The organism is Thalassospira xianhensis MCCC 1A02616, from assembly GCF_003326475.1.
In the GTDB taxonomy this organism is placed as follows: domain Bacteria; phylum Pseudomonadota; class Alphaproteobacteria; order Rhodospirillales; family Thalassospiraceae; genus Thalassospira; species Thalassospira xianhensis.
In genome coordinates this window covers 95,486-116,042 of the sequence record NZ_JPWA01000003.1, presented here as the reverse complement: position 1 = coordinate 116,042, position 20,557 = coordinate 95,486, and the positions used below count along the sequence as shown (strand labels likewise).

Genomic DNA, 20,557 nt, shown 5'->3' with positions numbered 1-20,557 from the left:
CTCATCCAAAGCTGTAGCCAAGGCTGAAAAAGAACACATTCTTTTCAGGAGTAATGTAGGAGGGAGAGTCCAAGGCTCTCTCCCAAACGGCTTTGACACTTATCGGGTATTTGTTGATTTCCAGACCAAGGCTTAGGCCTGTGACACGACCGCCTTCCAGGGGGTCGTAGGGATCATCCTTTATCCAGCCCACGTCATAACCTAACGTCGTGACGGGGCGCCCGATGATCTCATCCAGATCCGCGTTCGATAGTCTGGGTGATGTCCATTGGAGCTCGTTGCGCACATAGAGACCATTGTCTCCGCTGATACTCTCGTTGCGAAAACCTCTCACCGTATAGAGGCCGCCAAGGCTCATGCGCTCGCTTGAATAGAGAGTATCTGGCGTCCATTGTGCCGATGCCTGGCTGCTAAATGCCAGTTCATAATCTTCTATATTGAATGGTCTATAGTAACCGACATTGCCGGAATATTTGCGAAACTGCGCCTTTGGGGGATTTCTGTCCGAACTCTCTACGGTGTCGTCATCAAGCGCACCCAGAAGTTTCAATCCACGCTCAAAAGAAACCGCTGCATTGGCGACCCCACCCCAAAGCCTGCGACTGTGCTGCAGCCCCATTGATGCTACCGAAAGCTTCCTGCTTTGGTTTTGTTGATAAACATCTTCGATATAATTTCGACTGTTTTTGAAGCTGAGGATTCCGGAAAGGAGGGTTTTACTGGTCTGGTCACGATGGACGACACGATTTAGTTCCAGACTGTGTGTCTGACTGTTCCCACTCAGGTGAAAATCCTGAGTAATGCTCTCTGCCAAGGCTTCGTACTCGAAGTAGCTACTGCTCCATCGTGCCGTCCAATAGCCGTAGGGAACGGAGAAGTTTAAGAACAGACTTTCACTTTTGGCACCTGGCTGAGAAGGTTCAATATCCTTGGTCGCATTGACGTACCAGCCGTCATAGAGCCCCAGAATATTGTCTGCCGTACCGCGGAAACTTGCCTGACGCTCGCCAGTGGATTCCTGACCACTGTTATCTACAGTCAGATTTCCTTTGAGGGGAAAATCGCTTTCACTATTGATTACAAGGACACTCCCGCCAACATCCTTGCCGGGAACAAGTTCGGATTTTGCCTGATAAGAAGGAAGGCGATTAATCTGATCAATAGCTTGTTCGATATCACGCAAATTCAGCGTTTGACCTTCTTTCCCAGGCAAAAGAAGGTTTGCATTCAAATCTTTATCAGGGTGGTTGACCCGGACATCTTCGAGAATGCCTACAATGATGTTTATGTGGAGTATCTTTTTGTTTAAGTCTTCCGGCACAAGGTAGGCACGGCTTGTCACAAGTCCCTGATCAATCAGAGAAGCCGTAATCTCTTCTAAAATTGCATCGATTTCAGTTAACGTTTTGCAGGAAGGGAAATCTCCGACACGAAGTCGAGAGTCCATACCTTCTGGTGCGCCTGTTATCTGGAAGCTCTCCAAAAGAATGCATGACTTTCCTGAAGCCGAAGTTTCAGGATCCACTATTGCAGGACGCTGTTGATTAGGGGGATCAACTTCTCTTAAGAGGCGCTCCTGCTCCTGTCTGCGTTCCTCGTTCTGTCTCTGCAACTGTTGCTGTTGACGAATGATACGCTGCTGCTCATCTGCATCCGGCGCAGCATCAGCAAGGCTTGGCACAATCAAAACAAAAGAACAGAGCCAAATTAAACGTATGGCTGATAGGAGCATGTTGGACTAGGCGTTTCAAAATCGTGCTTAATTTTGTTTTTGATGCACAATGTAACCATGTCCCAAGAGATACTTACGGTTAATCGCTGCTGATACAGCTGGCAAGCTCTCCGTTGGTTAGGAAGACTATTCTTTAGTGCGGGTATAATCGGTGAAAATATCTCAAGTAAGCTTCTTGTGTTGTTGTGGATTACGCGTTATCCCAGCAATATCAGCTAACATAAGATTTTTTAGTTGAATGTTTTATAGTTTATCCATTTGGATATTATTTCAGATTTAATTTTAGATTTGTCACTGATTTTTGCACCTATAGTTTATTTATATTTTTAATATCAATCATTTTGGTTGATGATGTTACTGTACACTTTTTAGACTTTGCAGCAGTTATGATTTACCAAAGGTAATATAGATCTCCGTTGGCCCGCCATATCGGCCAGTATAGTGAGCGATCTTTTCTGATGGTTTTCATTTTACCGGAAAACTCGACTTACGCGCCTCGCACAGCCACTATCTCTCTCAGCATGAAAATTGTCATTAAGTGCTGCAAATGGTAGGATCGCCTCAGAAGGTTGAGCTTCAGCGATTCTCACCCAGCTTGAACTCGGAGCAAACCGATGAATTCTGCAGCCAGCGAGGAGCAATTGACCGGCCGGCTTTCGATCAGGGTCTGCCCGGATGACGAAAGACTCATCCGCAGAGCAACCAAACTCTCAAAAGCCGCAAGCATCTCTGACTATCTGATCCGCTCCGCCGTGCGCCAGGCCAAGTCAGACCTTGCAGACCGCACCGAATTCACATTGCATCCGGACGCGGTTGAGGCCTTTTACGCGGCCCTTGATCGTCCGGCCGCGCCAACTCCGGCTTTACGCACCTTATTTGGGAAGAAAACAGTATTTGAGCAGTGAGAGCACCGAGATGTATCGCTGTAAAATTTCCAAACGAGATGATGACTTAACGCTGGACGAACTTCTGGCCTCCACGGATCCAGAAGCACTGACGGAAGCAAACACGGACAGTGAATGGCTGGAAACGTCCCCTCGTGTCGGACAGAAAATCATCTAGTCCGCGGAACGTGACTTTACCGCACCCTCAAGCTTGAATTAGGAGGGAACCCATCCAAGAATACGCACAACGGACCTATCGCGGTCGCTCAAGGCGCAGATAGCGTTCATTCGCCTCATCCGGTTCCAGAAACGCGTGACACGCCTCAAGAATGCTGCGCGTTTCAGCCCAATCCTGCCACAACACCTCAAATGTCCAAAGCTGTGCAAAATCAAGCATACGGATCAGCGCCGTCGCATTCCCCATCCGTGACATGCTTCTCAAAGCAGCGAGATAGGTATCCCGGCATACTGTAGGGATAATGATCCGCGCTTGATTGGCCGCCGACAATTCCCTGTTCATGGCAATGCGCGCTACCCGCCCATTACCATCGTCAAAGGGATGCACCTCGCTGATCAGGAACATCGCAAAGACACCACGCCTAAACCCACCCTTGAGCTGGCTCAGCATGGCAAATCCCTCTTTCAGGGTGCCGGCCACCTTTTCCGGAGACACAAATTCATAACCTCCTGCCATGTTAGCTTTGGCCTTGAATACACCAGGGTTCTTGCCCGAACGCCCCTGCATGACACTGGCATGATCTGTTCGCAACTGGCGAAGAAAGGCATCAAAGTTCGCTGGATAAGCAGACATGCCTGCTGCATCGGAAATTACCTGCCATGTCCCGATAAGATCCTGAGCATCCTCTCGGTGCCCCTCGGGAAATTTGTTTGCAAAGACGATGTCGCGTGCTTCGTCGATATCGAATTTGATCCCCTCAATGAAATTGGAAAAGTAAGCCTCATAGAACGCACTGAGCTCATTGCTGGCTGGTTTTATGGCAGAGACCGGGCGATCTGCGGGAATGAATTCGTGCAATACCTTAAACAGCTTTTCAAACAGAACCACACGATCAGCATCAATCCGCAATTTGCCCCTGTCTGTTCGCCCGGCAACTTCTGGAAGAGCATTATTTTCAACGAGCAGGGCACCAATGATCTGATCAAGCTTTTCAGCGTCCTCTGTCATTGCCAATTGCTGTCCGACCGACCGCACCTGATCGCGCAACCGGGTTAGTCCGTCTTCTCCATAACGCCCCAGATAGGCCTCGAGATACGCTTCGATTTCATCCTGGCTATATGTTCGCGCAATACGCCGTGAAGAGGCGCGGGACGGAACCATATTTTCGATCAGAGCGCGTGCCGGGCTCGGGATATATATGCCGTTGCTGGTTCTGGTGTCGTCTGAGAGCGGCTGATGTCCCCGGCGAGCATAAATGGTCAAACCAGGGAGAGCAGTGTCACGGTCCTTTGACGTGATGACAAAGATGCATCCATCATTGGCGAGCCCATGCTGCAGGGCAGTGCGCCCGTCAAGAAGGGGCTCTTCATAGAGTTTCGCTACGATTTCCCAAAGATGGCGACGCACATAGTCTTCGAGCGGTTCATCAAGATTCTTGGTGTAGAGCCCGCGCGCCAGCCGTCTCACTCTGTGCGCCTTCAGCGCATTGGATATCATTTTACGAGACGACGGCGACGTCGCGAATATCTCAGGCAATTTTTTCAACGACTGCATATGCGACAATCCCGCCAATAAGCTTGTGGGAGGCTGGAGTTTTGTGGACAAACTAATATTTAAGATAGATTTAAATAGACATATTGATGATTAACACAAACCTCATCAATCGATGACAACAAACATACCCAAAAATACAAATGGGAATGGAGCAATGCCCCATTCCCCGAAGATGCCCGTGCCCTAACCTAATAAATTGTTATAAACGCTTGTCTGGTCTGACCGCGCCCACGTCATCCAAAGATCTGAATGCCTTGCTGGCCGTACTCAGATAGAGATAGGTTTCGCGATATTCTTCGTTGCCTGTTTTGACCATCTCAAAATCCTCGACGAGCTTGATCAAGCGCGTCCGCAACTCCTGATGCTTGTTCATCATCATATTCTCCCTGGATTGGAACAAACCACTCCCCAAGAAATATGGCCTTGCACCTGGCCAATTGAGGCCACTTTATTTCGAGATATCTCAACAGATTGGTAATTGAACCCGGCCGGTGAAGACACCAACGCCGATACATGAGAGAAAACCGATGATCGACCCGGTTTCCTTTTTGTTTCATAATGATAATTGATGCATATTTCGCTCTCACAGCACCCGCGGAACCAACCGAGTAATGTCTTCCGTTACAAAGCCAGATGTTCGCACCGCACGCAAAACGATGCGTGACGGACGGCGTAAAACCAAGATCGCAGGACCACATCCGATTGATCTTCATGTCGGTAAAAGATTGCGTGAATTGCGCATGCTTAAGGGATTAGGGCAGTCACAAATTGCCAAACTGCTCGGTATCACTTTTCAGCAGGTTCAGAAGTATGAGCGAGGCGCCAATCGGGTCAGCGCCTCCCGGTTATACGATATCGCCGAAGCACTCGAAGTTCCGATCAGCTATTTCTATGATGACCTTCCGCCTGATCTCGTCGGAAAGACTATTGCGCAGCGCAGCAAAACAATTACTCAATCAATCATATCGCGCGAAGATCCCATGCAGCGGCGGGAGACACTGGAGCTTGTGCGCTATTATTACGGCATCGAGGATGAAGCGTTGCGTGACCGGTTTTTCGAGTTGCTGAAATCAATGTCAAACTACGCAGATCGCAAGATCGACAAAACATCAGAAACGCCTTAACGCGTTAATTTGACGGTTTGGGCTTTAGGCACGGCTTCAACCCTTATCCAATAACGTATGCCGAGATAGTGTGATATTCTACATCTATTGGTTGCGTTTCATTGGGGGATATGAAGATGAAATGCTTAGTTGGAGCGTGCCTTCTTTCTTTATCTCTACTGCTCAATATCTCGATGAGTCACGCTGAAACATTGAGCGTGGCATCTTTCAATATTCAGTTTCTCGGTTCATTCAAAAAGCGGGACGACGTGGCACTGGCCAAAATCGTCGCCCCCTTTGACATGGTGGTGGTTCAGGAACTTGTCGCGCCCCCAGTCGCCGGCACATATCCGGATGGCTCCTCTTACCAGGCAGATATCGAAGCCAAAGAGTTCGTTGATGCTATGGCTGCAGAGGGGTTTTCGTTTGTGTTATCTTCAGAAGACACAGGAACAGGTGATCAGATTCACACAGGCGGAACAGGAACAGAGTGGTTCATCACCTTCTACAAACCTGAGCGGGTGACTCCTGCCCCAGAACTGCCGAGTGGTTTTCTGGCGGGAGATCGCAGCAATCATCCTGATTATGAGCGCGTCCCTTATGCAACCGGCTTTAAAGCACCGACTGGTCCTGATTTTGTATTGATTTCGGTGCATTTGATGCCTGGTGCTCGCGACAGCGGTCGTCGCAAGCATGAGCTCGACAGCATTGCCGCCTGGATCAACGCACAAAACAGTTCTGAACAGGACTTCATTATTCTCGGGGACATGAATATCGAGGATTGCGACGAACTTGCGTCAGCGGTTCCCGAGGGGTTTGTTTCGCTGAACAACAGCTGTCTGCCGACAAACACAAATGTCAACGGACCGAAGCCCTACGATCATGTTCTATACCGCCCTGCACATTCTCCAGAGGTTCTTCCGAATTTTGCCGTCCTAGATCTGATTAATGCTACCCGACCATACTGGGATGCCCGCATTGGAGAGTTTCCGGGAGCCCTCTACGATCACAATACCTTCCGGCAATATTATTCCGATCATCATCCTGTGCTGTTCGAAATCTCACTTGAGACGGGTGACGATGATGGAAAATAAAAGGCAATATTTTAATGTGCCATACAAGAGCATAAACCCGTTTCGGGCTCATTAAAATCGGCCAACGCGCCCTCGGCCTAGGAAGAATCTGCGGGGCTCATAAGATGTTCTTGCTAACCCTCTGATGGTTGAGTGTCAGCTTTCTTAACCAAGTGTCTACAACCGGGCACGTATCAAACAGGTAAACAGCAGGATAAAGTGTGAAATCAGCGGTCTCCTGAACCACATGGTGGAGGGTTATAATCATCGGTGCATAAATGGACTTGGCAGGACACGCGGGATAGCGATGAGAACTATCTCTACTCCATAACCCTTTATACCTCTCCAAAATAGTCATAATACCAGAAGACAGAACTGGCTCACGCTGTCAGATGACTGCTTCGCGCCATCAACTAAAATACTACCAATTTTAGAAACTTTCCGGATGATGAGCTGCAAAATTTTGGAAGCAACTTGTCTTCGCTACGAATTGATGACTACTGGTTTCACCTTCCACTAGATTTTCGGCTCAGTCCGGCATCGCCACAATGGAAACACCCGGAATGCTCTCGCGGGCCAGTTCCACGAGGTGCGCATGGTGTGTGAAGATGATTGCCTGCCCGCTACGCCCGATTTCGGCACAGAGACTCAATGCGGCTGAAGCACGAGTATCATCAAAGGTTTCCATAATATCGTCTAGAATCATCGGAAGAGGCCCCAGGTCGCGTGCAAAGCTACGATACCCAGCGAGTCGCAAGGCGAAATACAACTGGCCCATGGTTCCGGTCGACATTTTCTCCACCGGAACCGGGTCTGCTCCGGGTTTAATGCCGACCAGCTTTTCGCCCTCGGTTTCACTCCAGACTACGACTTTTTCCCATTCCTTGGCCGTTATGATTACAAAGGCCTCTTCCACATCCTTAAGCATTGTGCTGCGTCGTTCGGCAGCGAGGCGCTTTAGAGCGCCCCGTGCAGCCAAAACGCCAAGCCTTGCAACAGCCGCCTGCCGCGCGCCACTTCGCAATTCTTCGAGGATTGTGGCCTGTTCTACAACTAATTCACTGTTGTCAGCGGCGTTGTAAGCCTCGTCGTGGAGACGTTTTTTTTCATTGAACAGGTCTCGAGCGGTATCACGAGTAGTTTGCTTATCATCGAGTTCTTGTTGCAGTTCCGCTTCTCGCGTTGCATTGGGCAAATACACCAACTCTTCGTCAAAGAGCATACGATCCACACCGTCGCGTGCTTCGTTGCGGCGCTCATCTGCATTCTCGCGCTCTTTGCGCAACTCGTCTCGTTCGGCCAAATGAGTGACACGGTCCGCTGCTGGAAGACCTTCACCGCCTTGCCCATCAAACAGATTGTCCAACTGCTCTTTCGCTGCATCACATGCGTTTATGGCGCGCTTTCGGGCTTCGGCCTCTTCAGACAGACGTTTTTTTTCACTTTCTCTAATTCGATCCGCCTCGGCAGCATTGGAAACACGTGCTCGGGCGCGATCAATGATCGGGAGGGGATCATCATTAGGGTCGAACGGCTCTTCAAGAAGCCCAGCCAATTGTGCGGCGCTCTTGGCCAAAGTCTCCACTGCGCGTTCAAGGGCGTCAACACGTCTCGCCAGATTTTCGTGTTCACCATGAAGCTGCTGAAGTGTGCGCAGATGGGGCAATGCCATCTTAATCCCAATAGACGAGCAATCAGGAAGGGGTAGTAGAGCTGTCAGCGTTTCAAGTCGCAAGAAGGCTGATTTCTTTTCGTCCAATGCATGTGCGACAACTTTCTCCTGTTGGGCGATAGTTTGCTCACTAGAACGCCATTTATCCCATATCTCACGAACACTCTCCCGAAGAGTGAGAGCCTTATCAACTCGTGCCGGAAGGTCATCTCCTTCGCTTTCGATCTCAACCAACCGGGCGGCGACTGACAGATTGTCGAAAGCGGCTTTACGACGTTTGGAAAGCTCTGCCAGAGCCTTTTCGGCAACTGCAATGTCAGCCGCGATATCTGCAGCTGTCGTGAGGGCAGAAAGCCTTCCGGCGAACGCGACCGGTCCAGTTTCTGAGGACAAGTCCAAAGCTGTTGCGATTGAAACAATCTGCTTCGACAAGTCGTCTCGGCTCTTGATCAATCCGTCGAGTTTGTCCTTGGCGGCGTCGCGCGGGGCTTTTGCAGCAGTTTCCAGCGTGCGCGAATTGGCGAGCTGCTTACGCGCCTCCGTCCCCATCAGATAATTTGAACGTGCACCATCATCAGCGTACATAGCTTCCTCAAAACGGTCTGCCGTTTCCTCGGAGAGCGCGATGCGATGCGACTGCCAAGCCGCCTCGCGCAGACGGCGCGTTTTTTCCGTCGCTGCCGCATCAATCGAAGAGGGTTCGCCTTCGTCAGCTTCCCGTTTCGCGCGCGCAGCTTTGTACTCCGCTTCTCGGGTCTCAAGGTCCTCTGTGGCAGAAACAATACTAGATAAAAGGTCGCTCCACTTCCGCGTTATCTCCTCAATTGTTTCGCGCGCGGGAAGGCCGTTTGCAATCAGCTTCGGCCATGACGCAGGCAGGCCGGACACCGCTTTCACAAGCCGCGCATTTTCCCTTTCAAGTGCCTGCTCTAAGCCAGACATGTCTGCCACAGCCTGCCAAGCGTCAAACGCCACCTGCAGTTGCGAAAGATCCTGCGGCCTGGCTGGCTCATCACCCAGCTGATCGCGTGCTGCCTTCACCAAGTCCCGAGCTGCCTTCAACTCAGCTTCGGTGGCCTGACAGGCTTGTGCCGCGTTTCCGAGTGTTTCCAGCGCCTCGTTCGTCAGTACCAATGACACCACGGGCTCATTGGAGGCGTGTAACGTTGCCTTTATCTGATCTATCTGGCTGGCCACGTCTTCTCGCTCACCGGTCTTTTTTTCCAAATCGGATATTGCCGTGTCCGCTCGCGATATCAGAGAAGTGTCCTCAACTTTTATTTGTTCCAGCTTTCTGAGTTGAGCATCGAGATCCGTTGCAATAGGGTCGGCTTTGTTTTCCGCGATAACCTGTTCATGTTGTGCTATCCTCCCGTCCGCATCTGCGATGCTTTCCATCTTACCCGAAATGGCTTCGACGAGAGCGAAAACCTGTTCGACGGTACCTTTCTTCAGATCTGGACCATTGGGAAAACCGGCAAGGACTTCGTCGATTTTTCTTATTTCCTCAGACCGGTCGTACCAGGTCTGAGCAGCCCTTCCCGCTGCCTGTCGTTTTCTGGCCTGTGCGAGTTCAACGTCAGCTTCTTCGAACGCCCTTCCTGCAGCGTCTCTTTCCTTGCGAAGGAATCTTTCTCGATCTGGTGTCAAACGCTCCGTTTTCAGTACGTTACTGATTTCCTTTAATCGATCTTTGCCGGTTTTGATAGCTGTGCTTCGCCCACCTTTCTTGTGAAACTGTTCGGCACGAGCCGCCATCGCTTCCAGAGTTTTTGCCATATTGGTCAGTCCCGACACACCAGCATGCAACAGCTGTCCCAAGTCTCCTTTTGCACCCGCAATTCGCTTGCCACCTTCACGGAGTCCTGTGTCATTTAGTGAGAAGCGTTCGACATAGTCATCCTCCCCAAGCCCGTGGAGCGCACTCGACAGAATGATGTCTGCGACGGGGCGGTCCTGTTCGTCCAGCAGCGATTGTGTGCGTTTACCGTTGCGTCGCAGGATCATCGCTCCACGCCCCGGTATGTGCAGCTCCGCCCCCACCAGGAGATCGTTGCGGTCGAATTTAAAAGCGTAGGGGTGGATTCCTGACTTCATACCGAAGAGAAGTTCCAGAAACCCGTTAAACGCAGTGGATTTTCCCGATTCATTAGGCCCGTAGATCACGGTAACGTCCGGGTTGCCGTCGATGGGACGGGGAAGCACGATCTCCGAACCATCAAATCGACCGTAGCGGATGAGATCAAGTCGGTTCAGTCTCATTCTGCGGCTCCGGCGTGTAGAGACAGTGTGACCTCGTTGATGGCCTCCTCCAGGAGATCATCCAAAGCTTCCTCAGCCAATTCGTCAGTGATTTCCCGGGGCAGTAAATTTCTGAGCTCTTTGAGGATCTCTGCGCTTGCGAGCTGAAAGCCCGGTTCGTTAAGCTCCTTCCGCATCAGGCGCAAAAGATCATCTGCCTTGGACTCGACCTGATGTTTGGGGATAGTCACTCTGATCTTGTCGATAAACACGCTATCGATGTTTTCAAGAACTTCGTTCGCAAGGGCCGTCAGCATCTCGGCCGTATGGTGACCTGTGGTCACCCTCAGGCGCACCGCTGTATAGTGTTCAGGATCCCGCGTGTTTTCAAGCTCGGTTCGAAGTAATTTCAGGATTTCTGGAACGTCGGAACAATCGGTCAAATCCAGCGAGCATTCTGTAAATCTCAGGTGCCCGACCTGATGCCTCTCGATTGCAGGAGTGCCGTCCCCAAGCTCGACAATCGCTATGGTGCCGCCCTTGCGTTCCCCAAAATGGCGAGGCTGCGGAATACCCGGCATCACCGCGAGAACCGAACCTGATAATCGCTCGAACGGCGCATGAATGTGTCCGAGGCACCAAAGGTCATAGCCATGTGCCATCAGATCCTGCTCGGAGCAGGGAGCATAAGGGTCATGTCCGGGAGATCCGTCGAGAGACGTGTGCATCAGCCCGACGTTTTTCTGCCCCACCACCGGAACCGGGTAGTCAGGCAGGAAACTCTTTGAAACATGTGCTGTATCGAATGACAGCCCGTGGAACCACACGCCAGCAATTTCCCTGCTGGGCTCGTCCTTGTGCAGCAGGTGGATCTTGGGGCCTAGGTCTCCATAGGCACGGTGATCAAGAAGCGCATCATGGTTGCCACGGATCAGCACAGTCGGAATATCTGCGTCCGCAGCACGCGCCAGCTGCGCGCTCAGAAAGGCGCGCGACTTTAAATCTGGCTGGTCGTTGTCAAAGATGTCGCCAGAAAGTATCAGCGCGTCGACGTTTTCCACGATAGCCAAATCGACAATGCGGATGAACGCATCGCGGGTCGCCTGTTTCAGTCGGTCGCTCAATTCCGGGTTACGCATTGCGACCGAGCGGATCGGCGAACCCAGATGAATGTCAGATGAGACAAGAAAGCGCATATAACTTCGACTCTCTCCCAAATTATTTCTTTAAGATAAGATGCTGAACCAAAATCAAACGGTATCTATAAATATGAGACTTGGTCCTCTCGAAACAGGCATTGATCAATCAGTTCTTTTCCAGCAGCGGCGGCGTCGCGGGAAAAAAACAAAATTCTCAAATTCACTTCTGCTCTCGAAAAACAGACATAGGCTAGTTTTTGCGTAAGTTCTTTCTGTCGCTCGGTTGGATCACCTGCGACATTTGGGGTAAAAACTTTTGAAAAACTATAGTTATTCCAAGCGGCCTCTATATCGTCGATCATTACAAGAACATTGTCATACTGTTCGCCTTTCGAGCCGTGCTGCGTGCTGAACGGAGAGTTTTCATCCAGAAAATCAATGTATTTTTCAAGTTCGTCAGCCTTCAGTTTGAAAAAATCATCGGCTAACCAATCTCCCTTTTCCCGTTGATGATCCTCATCGCCGGCATCATATGCATCGCGGGGAACGCGGGCCAACTGATTGGAAAGGCGTTCTGACATTGGATAAAGCGCACTGGCGCTGCAATATTCCAGAATTTCTTTGACCGTATTAACTTCCCATTTTTCCGCCAAAGCAGTCGCGTGCTTTGAAGCTTCTTCAAGCATCTGCTTAAGGGTTTTGTCCTTGTTCATTCCGGTGTCATCAAAAGCAGGACTTATTCTGCGAAGTGTTTCAATCAGCTTCTTGGCATCACTGTTCCGGGACGCATCTACCAATTGGAAAATGCCGTCCACGAAAGGTTTAAGAAGATAGTGCGTTCCGTCTTCATAATCAGATTGAGATCTGGACGATGAATAATCACCTGTAAATAACCTGTGCAGTGTGACAAAACCGAGCCTGCGCGCAATCATTTGTCGCGCCAGAAAAAGATGCTTTACAGGGGTATCATCGGTCCATCCCCACAGTTTAACCGCTTCCTCGAATTTCGCCGTCACTTCATCTAGTTGTTCAGCCGTATAGGTCTTTCTTGGACCGGCCGGATCAGGGGCCTGTACAACGGTTATCGAAACGCTACCCTCAATGTCGGCGTTTTTCCCACCAGGAACTTGCTTCAAATCAGTTCTGAAGTTGTTAAGAAGGTCGATTACCGTGGTAGAGCTTCGAAAATTCTCTTCCTTCGGGATCTTTTCGGAGCCTTCTGGACCCGCAAAATCACCGGCGCGCTTATCATAAATCTGTTGCATCGGATCGCCGAAATAACCAACGACAGGTAACCCTTCACCGGCGCAAACAGCGTTGAGGGCTTCCACAACCTGCGGGAAGGTGTCTTGAGCCTCATCGACGAAAATGTAGGGGTACTTGAAACCGAGCCCTTTGCGTAAGAGCGGTTTTCTCATGATCATATATGCAGCGACGTCAATAACATCATCATGGTTCAGAACACATTTGGAGTAGTCGCTGATGACAGTTTCTTCATAAAAAACCGGTGGTTTTTGCTCGTTTAGAACAGCAAGTTCAGCGGTCAGGCGCTCAAGGTCTTTCCTTGCCTTTTGCGCTGTCTGGGATGTTCCTCCGTTATCTTTCGCACGAGCCTTTTCCATATACTGCGGAATAATTGCATCACGTAGGGCTTCCCGAATAGCGTCCTGAAAGCGTGCGATTTCCGCCCAAAGAAATCCGTGAAGGGTAGAAACGAAAAAAATATCATCGAAGCCGAGACGAGAGGAAATGACCCCAACCGCGCGATTGGTGTAAGTGATACACACCACACGCTGTCCGTTCTTTCGAAGTTCTTTTCCGTAGGATTTCTGAATTCCTTTCAGGGCTTCAACGAGCGATGTGGTCTTGCCTGATCCCGCGCCTGCGATAACCGAAAAAGATATGTTCTTGGTGATACACTCAGCAATTTTCGTGTCAGCATCGGTTGGTTTGAGCGTTACGGTCATTCGCCGGCTCCTTGGTTTTGAGAGAGGCGTGTCTCCAACCATTTAAGGCCTTCGGCGATGTAGTTGGGGACATTCCAGTCCCGGTTCCGTTCCGCGTTAGCTTCTTTGTCTTCTTCTTCCGGTAGTTCATATGCAAGGACATCCATGGCAAATTCGGTTTTTTTGAAGGTGTCGCTTTTTATTCGTTTCCAAACTGCTTCCTGCAACTCGGTTGGGTCATCCGGCAGGTCGATGCCGATGCTGAGTCCATCTTCGTGAAAATGTTCAATGTTTTCGTAGACAAAGGCTTCTTCAAGGGTTCTTCCGTGGAAGGTATGAGCGTTTCCTTGGCGGTTAACCGCTACAGGTTTTTGAAAAGCGACAAAACGCATTCCCTCGGCTTGCAGACAATCATCGAAGCTCTTTGCAGAGAGTTCGGCAACTCCTGTCTCTCCAAAGAAATATCCCAGTGTTGCATTCGATGATACGGCTCCCGCAAGTGTAGCGACGCAATTCGCCCGGTTTCTGACGGGATCAACGGAGTCGATGTCGGTGATGATCAGGTAGGGTATTTCAAGGAATTCCAGCAAGCCGGAAAAGCGCATTCCGTAAGCTCCACCTACCTCCAGAATTGTCAGATACTTTTTGTTCAGTTCCTTCGCCGATATGTCGATCATTCGATTTAAAAGCAGTTTTTCTGCTGAACCCTCAACGAGAATGGCCGCATCAGAAAAGAACAAATCGCAATGAGTAAGTCTTAGATATTTCTTGAGAAAAGAGAGGGCCTGATTGGGCTCGATGATCTCACCGCCCAATTCGATTGGTTCCGGTTGAAATTGTTGAAGACTGTGTACCGTTGTTCCCTGAAACGTTGCCTCATCTTGCTCGTCTTTAATCTGGCAACGACGGAAGTATCGGATTTTAGAGAAATCGACAGTATCGAGGATGTGCGACGAATGCGTTGTTATTGTCAGCTGAGGCTTGGTTTCTTCCCTCGGAGCGTCAGCTGTGAGGACATCCCACATCTGGCGTATGAACGTCTGTTGAACCTGTGCATGCAGATGTACTTCCGGTTCTTCGATGAAAATCATCTGGAAAAGCGGCCGGTTTTCCTCAGTTGCAAGCCATTGTCGGTAAAAATGATCGACCTGAATTGCCATAAACACCAAGTTCTTAAAACCTAGTCCGTTGTAGGCCTCGGGAAGCTCATGGTTGGTGTTGACATCGACATAGAAGAGTTCTGTATTTCCGCGTAACGCGACTTCCGAACTGAGAGTGGAAACAACCTTAATCGCGCGGTCATTGCCGGAGGGGAGGCCAAGTCCTCCGATCATTTCCATCAGTGGTCTGAATCGTTCGCCGTAGTGTTTGGTAAGATTTTCATTGTTCTGTTCGATGACAGAGATGGCTTCTTCAGCAAGATCCGCTTGCTCCAGATTTCTCCGGTAATACGTTGCAAAAGCATCTGACAGCCTATTGCTTCTTGCGGCGTTCTCATCATCAATATTCCGTTGTGCGTCTACGAAATCGACACGCAGCAGGGAGTTGAGAATTTTCTTACCTTCTTGGGCGGCGAGCGGAGTTGCCACCAGCTCCTGTTCAAGTCTTTGCAAGGAAGAAAGCTTGATCCCAAAGTACTTTCTTAGATTGCCTTCTATTCCAAGGAAGAAGCTTAAGGAACGTTTTCGGGTACTATCTTCTCTCTTTGGAAAAGCTGTATCGTAGTGCTTCCAGAGTTCTGCCACATCATCCACAGCGAAAGCGCAGCGCATTCCGATTTCCGAAAAATCGGCGGCAAGACTCGTCGTAAGGGCAAATACCTGACCGAAGGCAACTGATTCCGGATCGATGTGAAACCAGAGATCAAGCTCTATTTGAGGTAGTCTCTTTTCTTTCTCGGGATCATACGAATCGATAGAAGAAATCGAAAGAATCGAAAAATCATGTATTTTGAATTCCCGATTACCGAGAAAGCTGCGAACAGCAGCGGTTGCAGAGGTCTTGCCACTATTGTTTGAGCCAACAAAGACAGTTTCTTTGTTGTCGAAATCGATCGAGACATCGTTCAGACGTCGAAATTTTCTTATTGAAATACTTTTCAAACGCATCACGCTACCCCATCAAATTAGCAATTACATTATCAATCAATAGTTGCGCTTGTGAAGAGGTATTCTTAGGCTGGGCCAATTATTGCGTTTCAGAATTCACTAGGGTCCAGACTCAACCGCACCAGCATCTGATTGCAAAAATCCGGACCATATTGAGGAAGTTTTAGCACATTTTTTGTATCAAACAGTCAGCCGCCGCATATCCTTCATGCGACAGAAAAGCATTCAACAAAGTTGCTAATGAAGTAGAGGACAATATCGTGAGGGACCGAATTTTTGGCGTTTGCCTTGGTTGAAATAACCGACAAAGCTCCTTCATTAATGATGTCCTGACGGAAATGTGTACCGCCTACGCCTTGTCAGCGGCGATAGCCAATGGCGGTTTCGACCAATTCAGCAAGCAATCGATCATCTTGTTGTCATTGAGTTGTTCGCCACTGATCGTAAGCCGCAATGGACGACCGAGCGCATTTAAGACGGCGTAAACTTTAATTTGTTCTGCCGCTGCACGGTGAGCCTTCACAACCGAACTGTCGATAAAGACAAGGGCATCCTCCCATTCCGTTGCCAATCCCTCCAATATCTCACGCCAGATGCCACGTTCTCCCCATTGGACATACTGATAGACTTGGCCAACGTGTTTCAGATTTCCCTTGGTCCTGACAACGGGCAGGCCGCTCGCTCTGCGATCGCCCGCCTGATTTCCAAGACGGTATATGGGGGTTCACGTCTATGGACCACGTGATGGCAGGTGGCACACAGCGGAACGAGATCGCGTACCGGATCCACCTGATATTCCTGACTGACTCTCGAAATCGGCGTGATGTGGTGCACGTGGATTAGGCCTGCACCAATCGCACCATACTTCTTCTCGTAGTCGAGGTCACATGCCTGACAGGTGGCGCCATAGTGGGCAATGCACCTTCGGCGCGCCTCGGAATTCCGTTCATAGGTTGTGAGAACGACAGCCCTTTCCGCACCCTCGAAGAGGTCAACAACCGGCGCAGTCGTCGGTTGGTCAGTCGCCCCTTCTAATGGGCATGGCTCTGGCGAGAATCTAGTGACCACGAAGTCGCCGCTATCGTCATTGACCTCAGCCTGCCAAATGCCCCACTCCCCAATATGAAGGCTCGACTGCAGCGGAACAGGGTGAAGTATCGTCTCTATCTTGCCGGTGTCTCTATTCCGCCACATCTCACGCATGTCGCGGTTGCGCTCGTGGATATACAAGACTGGCCACTCTCCGAGTTGTCCCATCCACGATTTACCGCGCGCTTGGCTTCGCTTGGCAATGGCCACACATTCCGCCCGCGTCGGAACCGCGATCGAGATGCGAAACGGTGGGTTTGGTTGGTCGGCCGGTGGTCTAAGATAGGCGTAATTCTTGGTCTGCTTGATGAGCGTCCAACCACGGCGAGGAAGAATTACGCTCAGCGTCAACGCGGCACTGAAACGGTAGACGCCGTTGCCATGGGGGGACTTCGGCGCTTTACCACTTGGTTCGAACTCAATCAACTCGATCGGCCAGCCAGGCGGCGTATGATTGTTTTCCGCCGGCTCGACTATTTCGGTCTCTTTGACCATGCTTGCTCCGAATTGCGGTCTTCAGAACCCCTTCTCACTTGCTGTCAGCAGTGGATGCCATGCTGATACTATTATAGCAATATCCACAGCAGCACGACGTGTTGCATAGCGGACATTTTGTGAAAAAGAAGATACCAACGCTAAATGTAGGATGTTATTTCTTGATGGACGAAAACATGACGTAATGAGTGAAGATGAACTCTATACTATGCTATATTTATCCAAAAGACTTCTATAAGTCTAACTTCAGAAAGAGATATTTAGGATTCTAAGAACTATATTCTCACTTTTCACTGAATATAGAGTCTCATATTAAATTGGTCATTCTAATAATTTATTGATTTTTACACACCGCCAACAAGTGCAGGCATGGACGCTGAATGGTGAGGCTGTCGGAATGGTCGCGTGCGAATAAGCCCGCCTTCAGGCAACATGCCGGAAACCGAATGGATGACAGTCGTTTCAAGTGCCTGTCTGGCATCCAGTTCTGGCAAAAGCCCCGGCAACCTTGCCGCCAGCATCGATTTTCCCGAACCGGGAGGACCGCTCATCAGTAAATTATGTCCCCCGGCCGCAGCAATCTCAAGCGCGCGCTTGGCGCTTTCCTGCCCTTTGATATCGCGAAGATCGGGCTGGGAGACAGGCGATGGTTCAGTCTTGGGCATCTTTGGTCGCGGGAGGATTTGTGTACCCTTGAAATGATTGATCAAGGTGGTCAGGCGTGATGGTGCGAGAATTTCAAGCTCACCGGCCCAAAGAGCCTCCGCTCCATTATCGATGGGGCAGATAATCCCCCTTTGCATGCTGTTGGCCTGCATGGCTGCTGGCAAAACCCCACCAACACCTGTAACGCTGCCATCAAGTCCCAGCTCACCCAGCACAACAAAACTGGCGATATCCTCGTGCCCGATCACATCCATCTCGGCCAGAAGGCCAAGTGCAATCGGCAGATCAAAATGCGATCCTTCTTTCAGCAAATCAGCCGGAGCGAGATTGATCGTTATGCGTTTGGGCGGCAGTGCCAACCCCATCGCCGAAAGGGCCGACCGTACGCGTTCGCGTGCCTCGGAAACTGCCTTGTCAGGCAGACCAACCACGGTAAAGGCCGGTAAACCGCTTGCCATCTGGACCTGCACATCGACCGGAATTGTATCAATCCCGGCAAAGGCGACGGTCGTAACCCGTGCTGTCATATGGTGCTGATCCCCGTAACCTCAAGTTATATATACCACTTTGGCGGGAAACGGGGATCAAGGCAACAAGTCGTTTGTCCGCGACAGATCAGGCGCAACCAGCGCCGTCTTCCGGCGACATTTCAGTATTGATCATCCAGGGTGTGCCGAACTTGTCGGTAAACATGCCATAACCCGGCGACCAGAAGGTTTCCTCGAACGGCATGGTCACCTGGCCGTCTTTGGAAAGGGCATCGAACATTTTTCTGGCGTCGGTCGCATTTTCAAAATGCAGGGATGCTGTCATGCCCTGCATTTTGGTGAAATATTCCGGTGGGCAGTCGGATGCCATCAAATGCCAGCCATCGCCCATCAGGCACGCATGGGCAATCTTGTCATTATGCTCAGACGAGTCAGCAGCCATTGGTGTATCGCCGAATGGCATCATGATCAGTTCACCACCCAGGATGGATTGATAGAATTCAAATGCCTGGCGGCAGTTCCCATCGAAATTCAGATAGGTGATAAGTTTCATCGGGGCGTTCCTTTATGTGTAAAATCTGTTGGGTTTGGAGATTTACGGCTGCAACCCGAACTGGGCGGCACCGTTTTCAAAATCAAAGGGCACGGAAAAATGTTCATGCGCGATGCGCCATTCACCACCCTGCTTTTCAAGGTGGTAGCTTGACCGCATCCAGCTTGCCTGCTCGGTCCCGTCTTTCTTGCGCATACCGCACCGGATCAGGAACCGTGCAACTGCCAAATGACCGGAAACACGAATTATCGGTTCCTGCGGTTCCATGATGAATTCGTCATCAAACGCCATGCAGCGTTCCCAATGGGCACGGTAGTCTTCCCGGCCACTGAATTGCAGCGGACCGACTGCGTCATAAGAGCAGATATCATCGCTATATAACGCCATGACACCGCCGAGATCCTTGTTGCGCGCCGCCGCTGACCAACAGGTGAAAATCTCGCGGATGGCAGCTTGATCTTTGATTTGTTTATCAGTCATGAGGGGTTTCCTTGCGTTGGTGGTGCGAGGGACTGGCTAAAATTTTGCGTCGAGTTTTCAGATGCCTTTGGCGGCACGTTCAATCCTGGCGATGTCGAATTTTTCCATCGACATCATGGTTGTTGCCACCCGGGCGGCTATGTCGGGATCCGGATCGTTCATCAGTTCGATAAGACGGACCGGGGTGATCTGCCAGAAAAGGCCAAATCTGTCTTTTACCCAGCCGCACTGTCTGGGTTCTCCACCTTCAGAAAGGCAGTCCCAGTAATAATCAACTTCTGCCTGGTCATTGCAGGACACGGTGAAGGAAACAGCTTCGGTAAACTTGAACTGCGGTCCGCCGTTAAGAGCCGTAAACTGCAGACCTTCGAGCTCGAAACTTACGGTTAAAACATTGCCTTCAGGCCCAGGTCCGGCCTTGCTGCTGTGCAGGATTTTGCCGATCTTGGCATTTGGAAAAACGGACGCATAAAAATTGACGGCCTCTTCGGCGTTGCCGTCAAACCACAAAAAGGGGCTGATCTTCTGCATTGGGGCTTCCTCCTTGCCGTTCGGAAGTTTGTCGTAAAGATCAAAGGCGTGGTGGCGCTTTTGAACCAAAAGGTTGATCAGTATTTTCTTATTTTCCCGTTTGACAAATACGTTGATATCAACATAATTATCATATGTCAAAAAAAGATTTCAACCAGAACGATAAAGTCCCGTTTTCATCGACATTGATGGTACGTGACAGTTGTCTATGCCTGCATGTCCGGCGGGCGGCGCGCACGATTGCACGCCGGTTTGATGATGCTTTTCGTCCGCTTGACCTGACTAGCGGGCAATATTCCCTGCTGATGTCGCTTAACCGCCCCCATCCACCGCATATGCAGGATGTCGCCGATTTGCTGGCAATGGATCGAACGACACTGACAGCCAATCTCAAACCGCTGGAACGGCGCGGGCTCGTCAATATTCAGCCTGACCCGAAGGACAGGCGTGGCCGTCTTCTGACCCTGACCGATCCGGGCATGGCGCTTCTGGTGCGCGCTTTCCCGATCTGGCAAAAAACCCAGGCCGAACTTGAAAGCATGGTTTCTGGCCCGGATTCGTCACGGCTTCTGGCCGATCTGGTCAGTCTGTCACGGGAACAGGCGGGTTAATCCGGTAAAGCGCC

The 20,557-nt window shown here is 50.4% G+C and carries 16 protein-coding genes and 1 pseudogene; 4 read left to right on the top strand and 13 right to left on the bottom strand.

Annotated features, from left to right (window positions below):
• Window position 1: 1 nt before the first annotated feature.
• A complete protein-coding gene (locus TH5_RS04245) occupies window positions 2-1,732 on the bottom strand; it encodes a ShlB/FhaC/HecB family hemolysin secretion/activation protein (protein WP_114120821.1) in 1,731 nt (576 codons plus the stop codon).
• 614 nt (window positions 1,733-2,346) lie between these two features.
• Here TH5_RS04245 and TH5_RS04240 point away from each other — a divergent pair.
• Window positions 2,347-2,637 (top strand): type II toxin-antitoxin system TacA family antitoxin, encoded by a 291-nt coding sequence (locus TH5_RS04240; RefSeq protein ID WP_062960312.1) that lies wholly within the window; start codon window positions 2,347-2,349, stop codon window positions 2,635-2,637.
• A gap of 232 nt (window positions 2,638-2,869) precedes the next feature.
• Here the strand turns inward: TH5_RS04240 and TH5_RS04235 are convergent, their stop codons facing one another.
• Together TH5_RS04235 and TH5_RS25445 are read right to left on the bottom strand one after the other, a co-directional pair.
• On the bottom strand, window positions 2,870-4,348 hold the full coding sequence (locus TH5_RS04235) for a Fic family protein (RefSeq protein ID WP_114120820.1): 1,479 nt from the start codon (window positions 4,346-4,348) through the stop codon (window positions 2,870-2,872).
• A gap of 199 nt (window positions 4,349-4,547) precedes the next feature.
• The gene (locus tag TH5_RS25445) at window positions 4,548-4,721 is read right to left on the bottom strand and encodes a hypothetical protein (RefSeq protein ID WP_156484629.1); all 174 of its coding nucleotides are present in this window, start codon (window positions 4,719-4,721) and stop codon (window positions 4,548-4,550) included.
• 238 nt (window positions 4,722-4,959) lie between these two features.
• On the opposite strand from TH5_RS25445, the gene TH5_RS04225 reads away from it, so the two are divergent.
• Both TH5_RS04225 and TH5_RS04220 read left to right on the top strand, forming a co-directional pair.
• The gene (locus TH5_RS04225; RefSeq protein WP_167443459.1) at window positions 4,960-5,472 is read left to right on the top strand and encodes a helix-turn-helix domain-containing protein; all 513 of its coding nucleotides are present in this window, start codon (window positions 4,960-4,962) and stop codon (window positions 5,470-5,472) included.
• A 116-nt stretch (window positions 5,473-5,588) separates the two neighbouring features.
• A complete protein-coding gene (locus tag TH5_RS04220) occupies window positions 5,589-6,545 on the top strand; it encodes an endonuclease/exonuclease/phosphatase family protein (protein WP_147250049.1) in 957 nt (318 codons plus the stop codon).
• A gap of 508 nt (window positions 6,546-7,053) precedes the next feature.
• On the opposite strand, the gene TH5_RS04215 is transcribed toward TH5_RS04220, so the two are convergent.
• The 10 genes and pseudogenes from TH5_RS04215 to TH5_RS04170 all read right to left on the bottom strand — a co-directional run bounded on the left by TH5_RS04215 (window position 7,054) and on the right by TH5_RS04170 (window position 19,932).
• The gene (locus TH5_RS04215) at window positions 7,054-10,458 is read right to left on the bottom strand and encodes an AAA family ATPase (protein ID WP_114120817.1); all 3,405 of its coding nucleotides are present in this window, start codon (window positions 10,456-10,458) and stop codon (window positions 7,054-7,056) included.
• Window positions 10,455-11,633 carry a metallophosphoesterase gene (locus TH5_RS04210; RefSeq protein WP_114120816.1) on the bottom strand — a complete coding sequence of 393 codons (1,179 nt, stop codon included), beginning with the start codon at window positions 11,631-11,633 and terminating at the stop codon, window positions 10,455-10,457. Before TH5_RS04210 ends, TH5_RS04215 begins: the two co-directional genes overlap by 4 nt.
• A 65-nt stretch (window positions 11,634-11,698) precedes the next feature.
• Window positions 11,699-13,543, bottom strand: a complete 1,845-nt coding sequence (locus TH5_RS04205) for a UvrD-helicase domain-containing protein (protein WP_114120912.1) — start codon at window positions 13,541-13,543, stop codon at window positions 11,699-11,701.
• A complete protein-coding gene (locus TH5_RS04200) occupies window positions 13,540-15,630 on the bottom strand; it encodes an ATP-dependent nuclease (protein ID WP_114120815.1) in 2,091 nt (696 codons plus the stop codon). The genes TH5_RS04205 and TH5_RS04200 overlap by 4 nt, the downstream gene beginning before the upstream one ends.
• A 349-nt stretch (window positions 15,631-15,979) precedes the next feature.
• Window positions 15,980-16,201, bottom strand: a complete 222-nt coding sequence (locus TH5_RS04195; protein ID WP_114120814.1) for a hypothetical protein — start codon at window positions 16,199-16,201, stop codon at window positions 15,980-15,982.
• A gap of 71 nt (window positions 16,202-16,272) precedes the next feature.
• Complete coding sequence (locus TH5_RS04190; protein ID WP_114120813.1) at window positions 16,273-17,214, bottom strand: HNH endonuclease; 942 nt, start codon at window positions 17,212-17,214, stop codon at window positions 16,273-16,275.
• 350 nt (window positions 17,215-17,564) lie between these two features.
• Window positions 17,565-18,407: pseudogene (locus tag TH5_RS04185) on the bottom strand (YifB family Mg chelatase-like AAA ATPase); the annotation flags it as partial.
• Window positions 18,408-18,495: 88 nt separating this feature from the next.
• Complete coding sequence (locus TH5_RS04180) at window positions 18,496-18,921, bottom strand: VOC family protein (protein ID WP_114120812.1); 426 nt, start codon at window positions 18,919-18,921, stop codon at window positions 18,496-18,498.
• 42 nt (window positions 18,922-18,963) lie between these two features.
• Window positions 18,964-19,401: a YybH family protein gene (locus TH5_RS04175; protein ID WP_114120811.1), complete on the bottom strand. Its 438-nt coding sequence runs from the start codon at window positions 19,399-19,401 to the stop codon at window positions 18,964-18,966.
• A gap of 57 nt (window positions 19,402-19,458) precedes the next feature.
• Window positions 19,459-19,932: a VOC family protein gene (locus TH5_RS04170; protein WP_114120911.1), complete on the bottom strand. Its 474-nt coding sequence runs from the start codon at window positions 19,930-19,932 to the stop codon at window positions 19,459-19,461.
• Between the two features lie 134 nt (window positions 19,933-20,066).
• On the opposite strand from TH5_RS04170, the gene TH5_RS04165 reads away from it, so the two are divergent.
• Complete coding sequence (locus tag TH5_RS04165) at window positions 20,067-20,543, top strand: MarR family winged helix-turn-helix transcriptional regulator (RefSeq protein WP_114120810.1); 477 nt, start codon at window positions 20,067-20,069, stop codon at window positions 20,541-20,543.
• The last annotated feature ends 14 nt before the right edge of the window (window positions 20,544-20,557 follow it).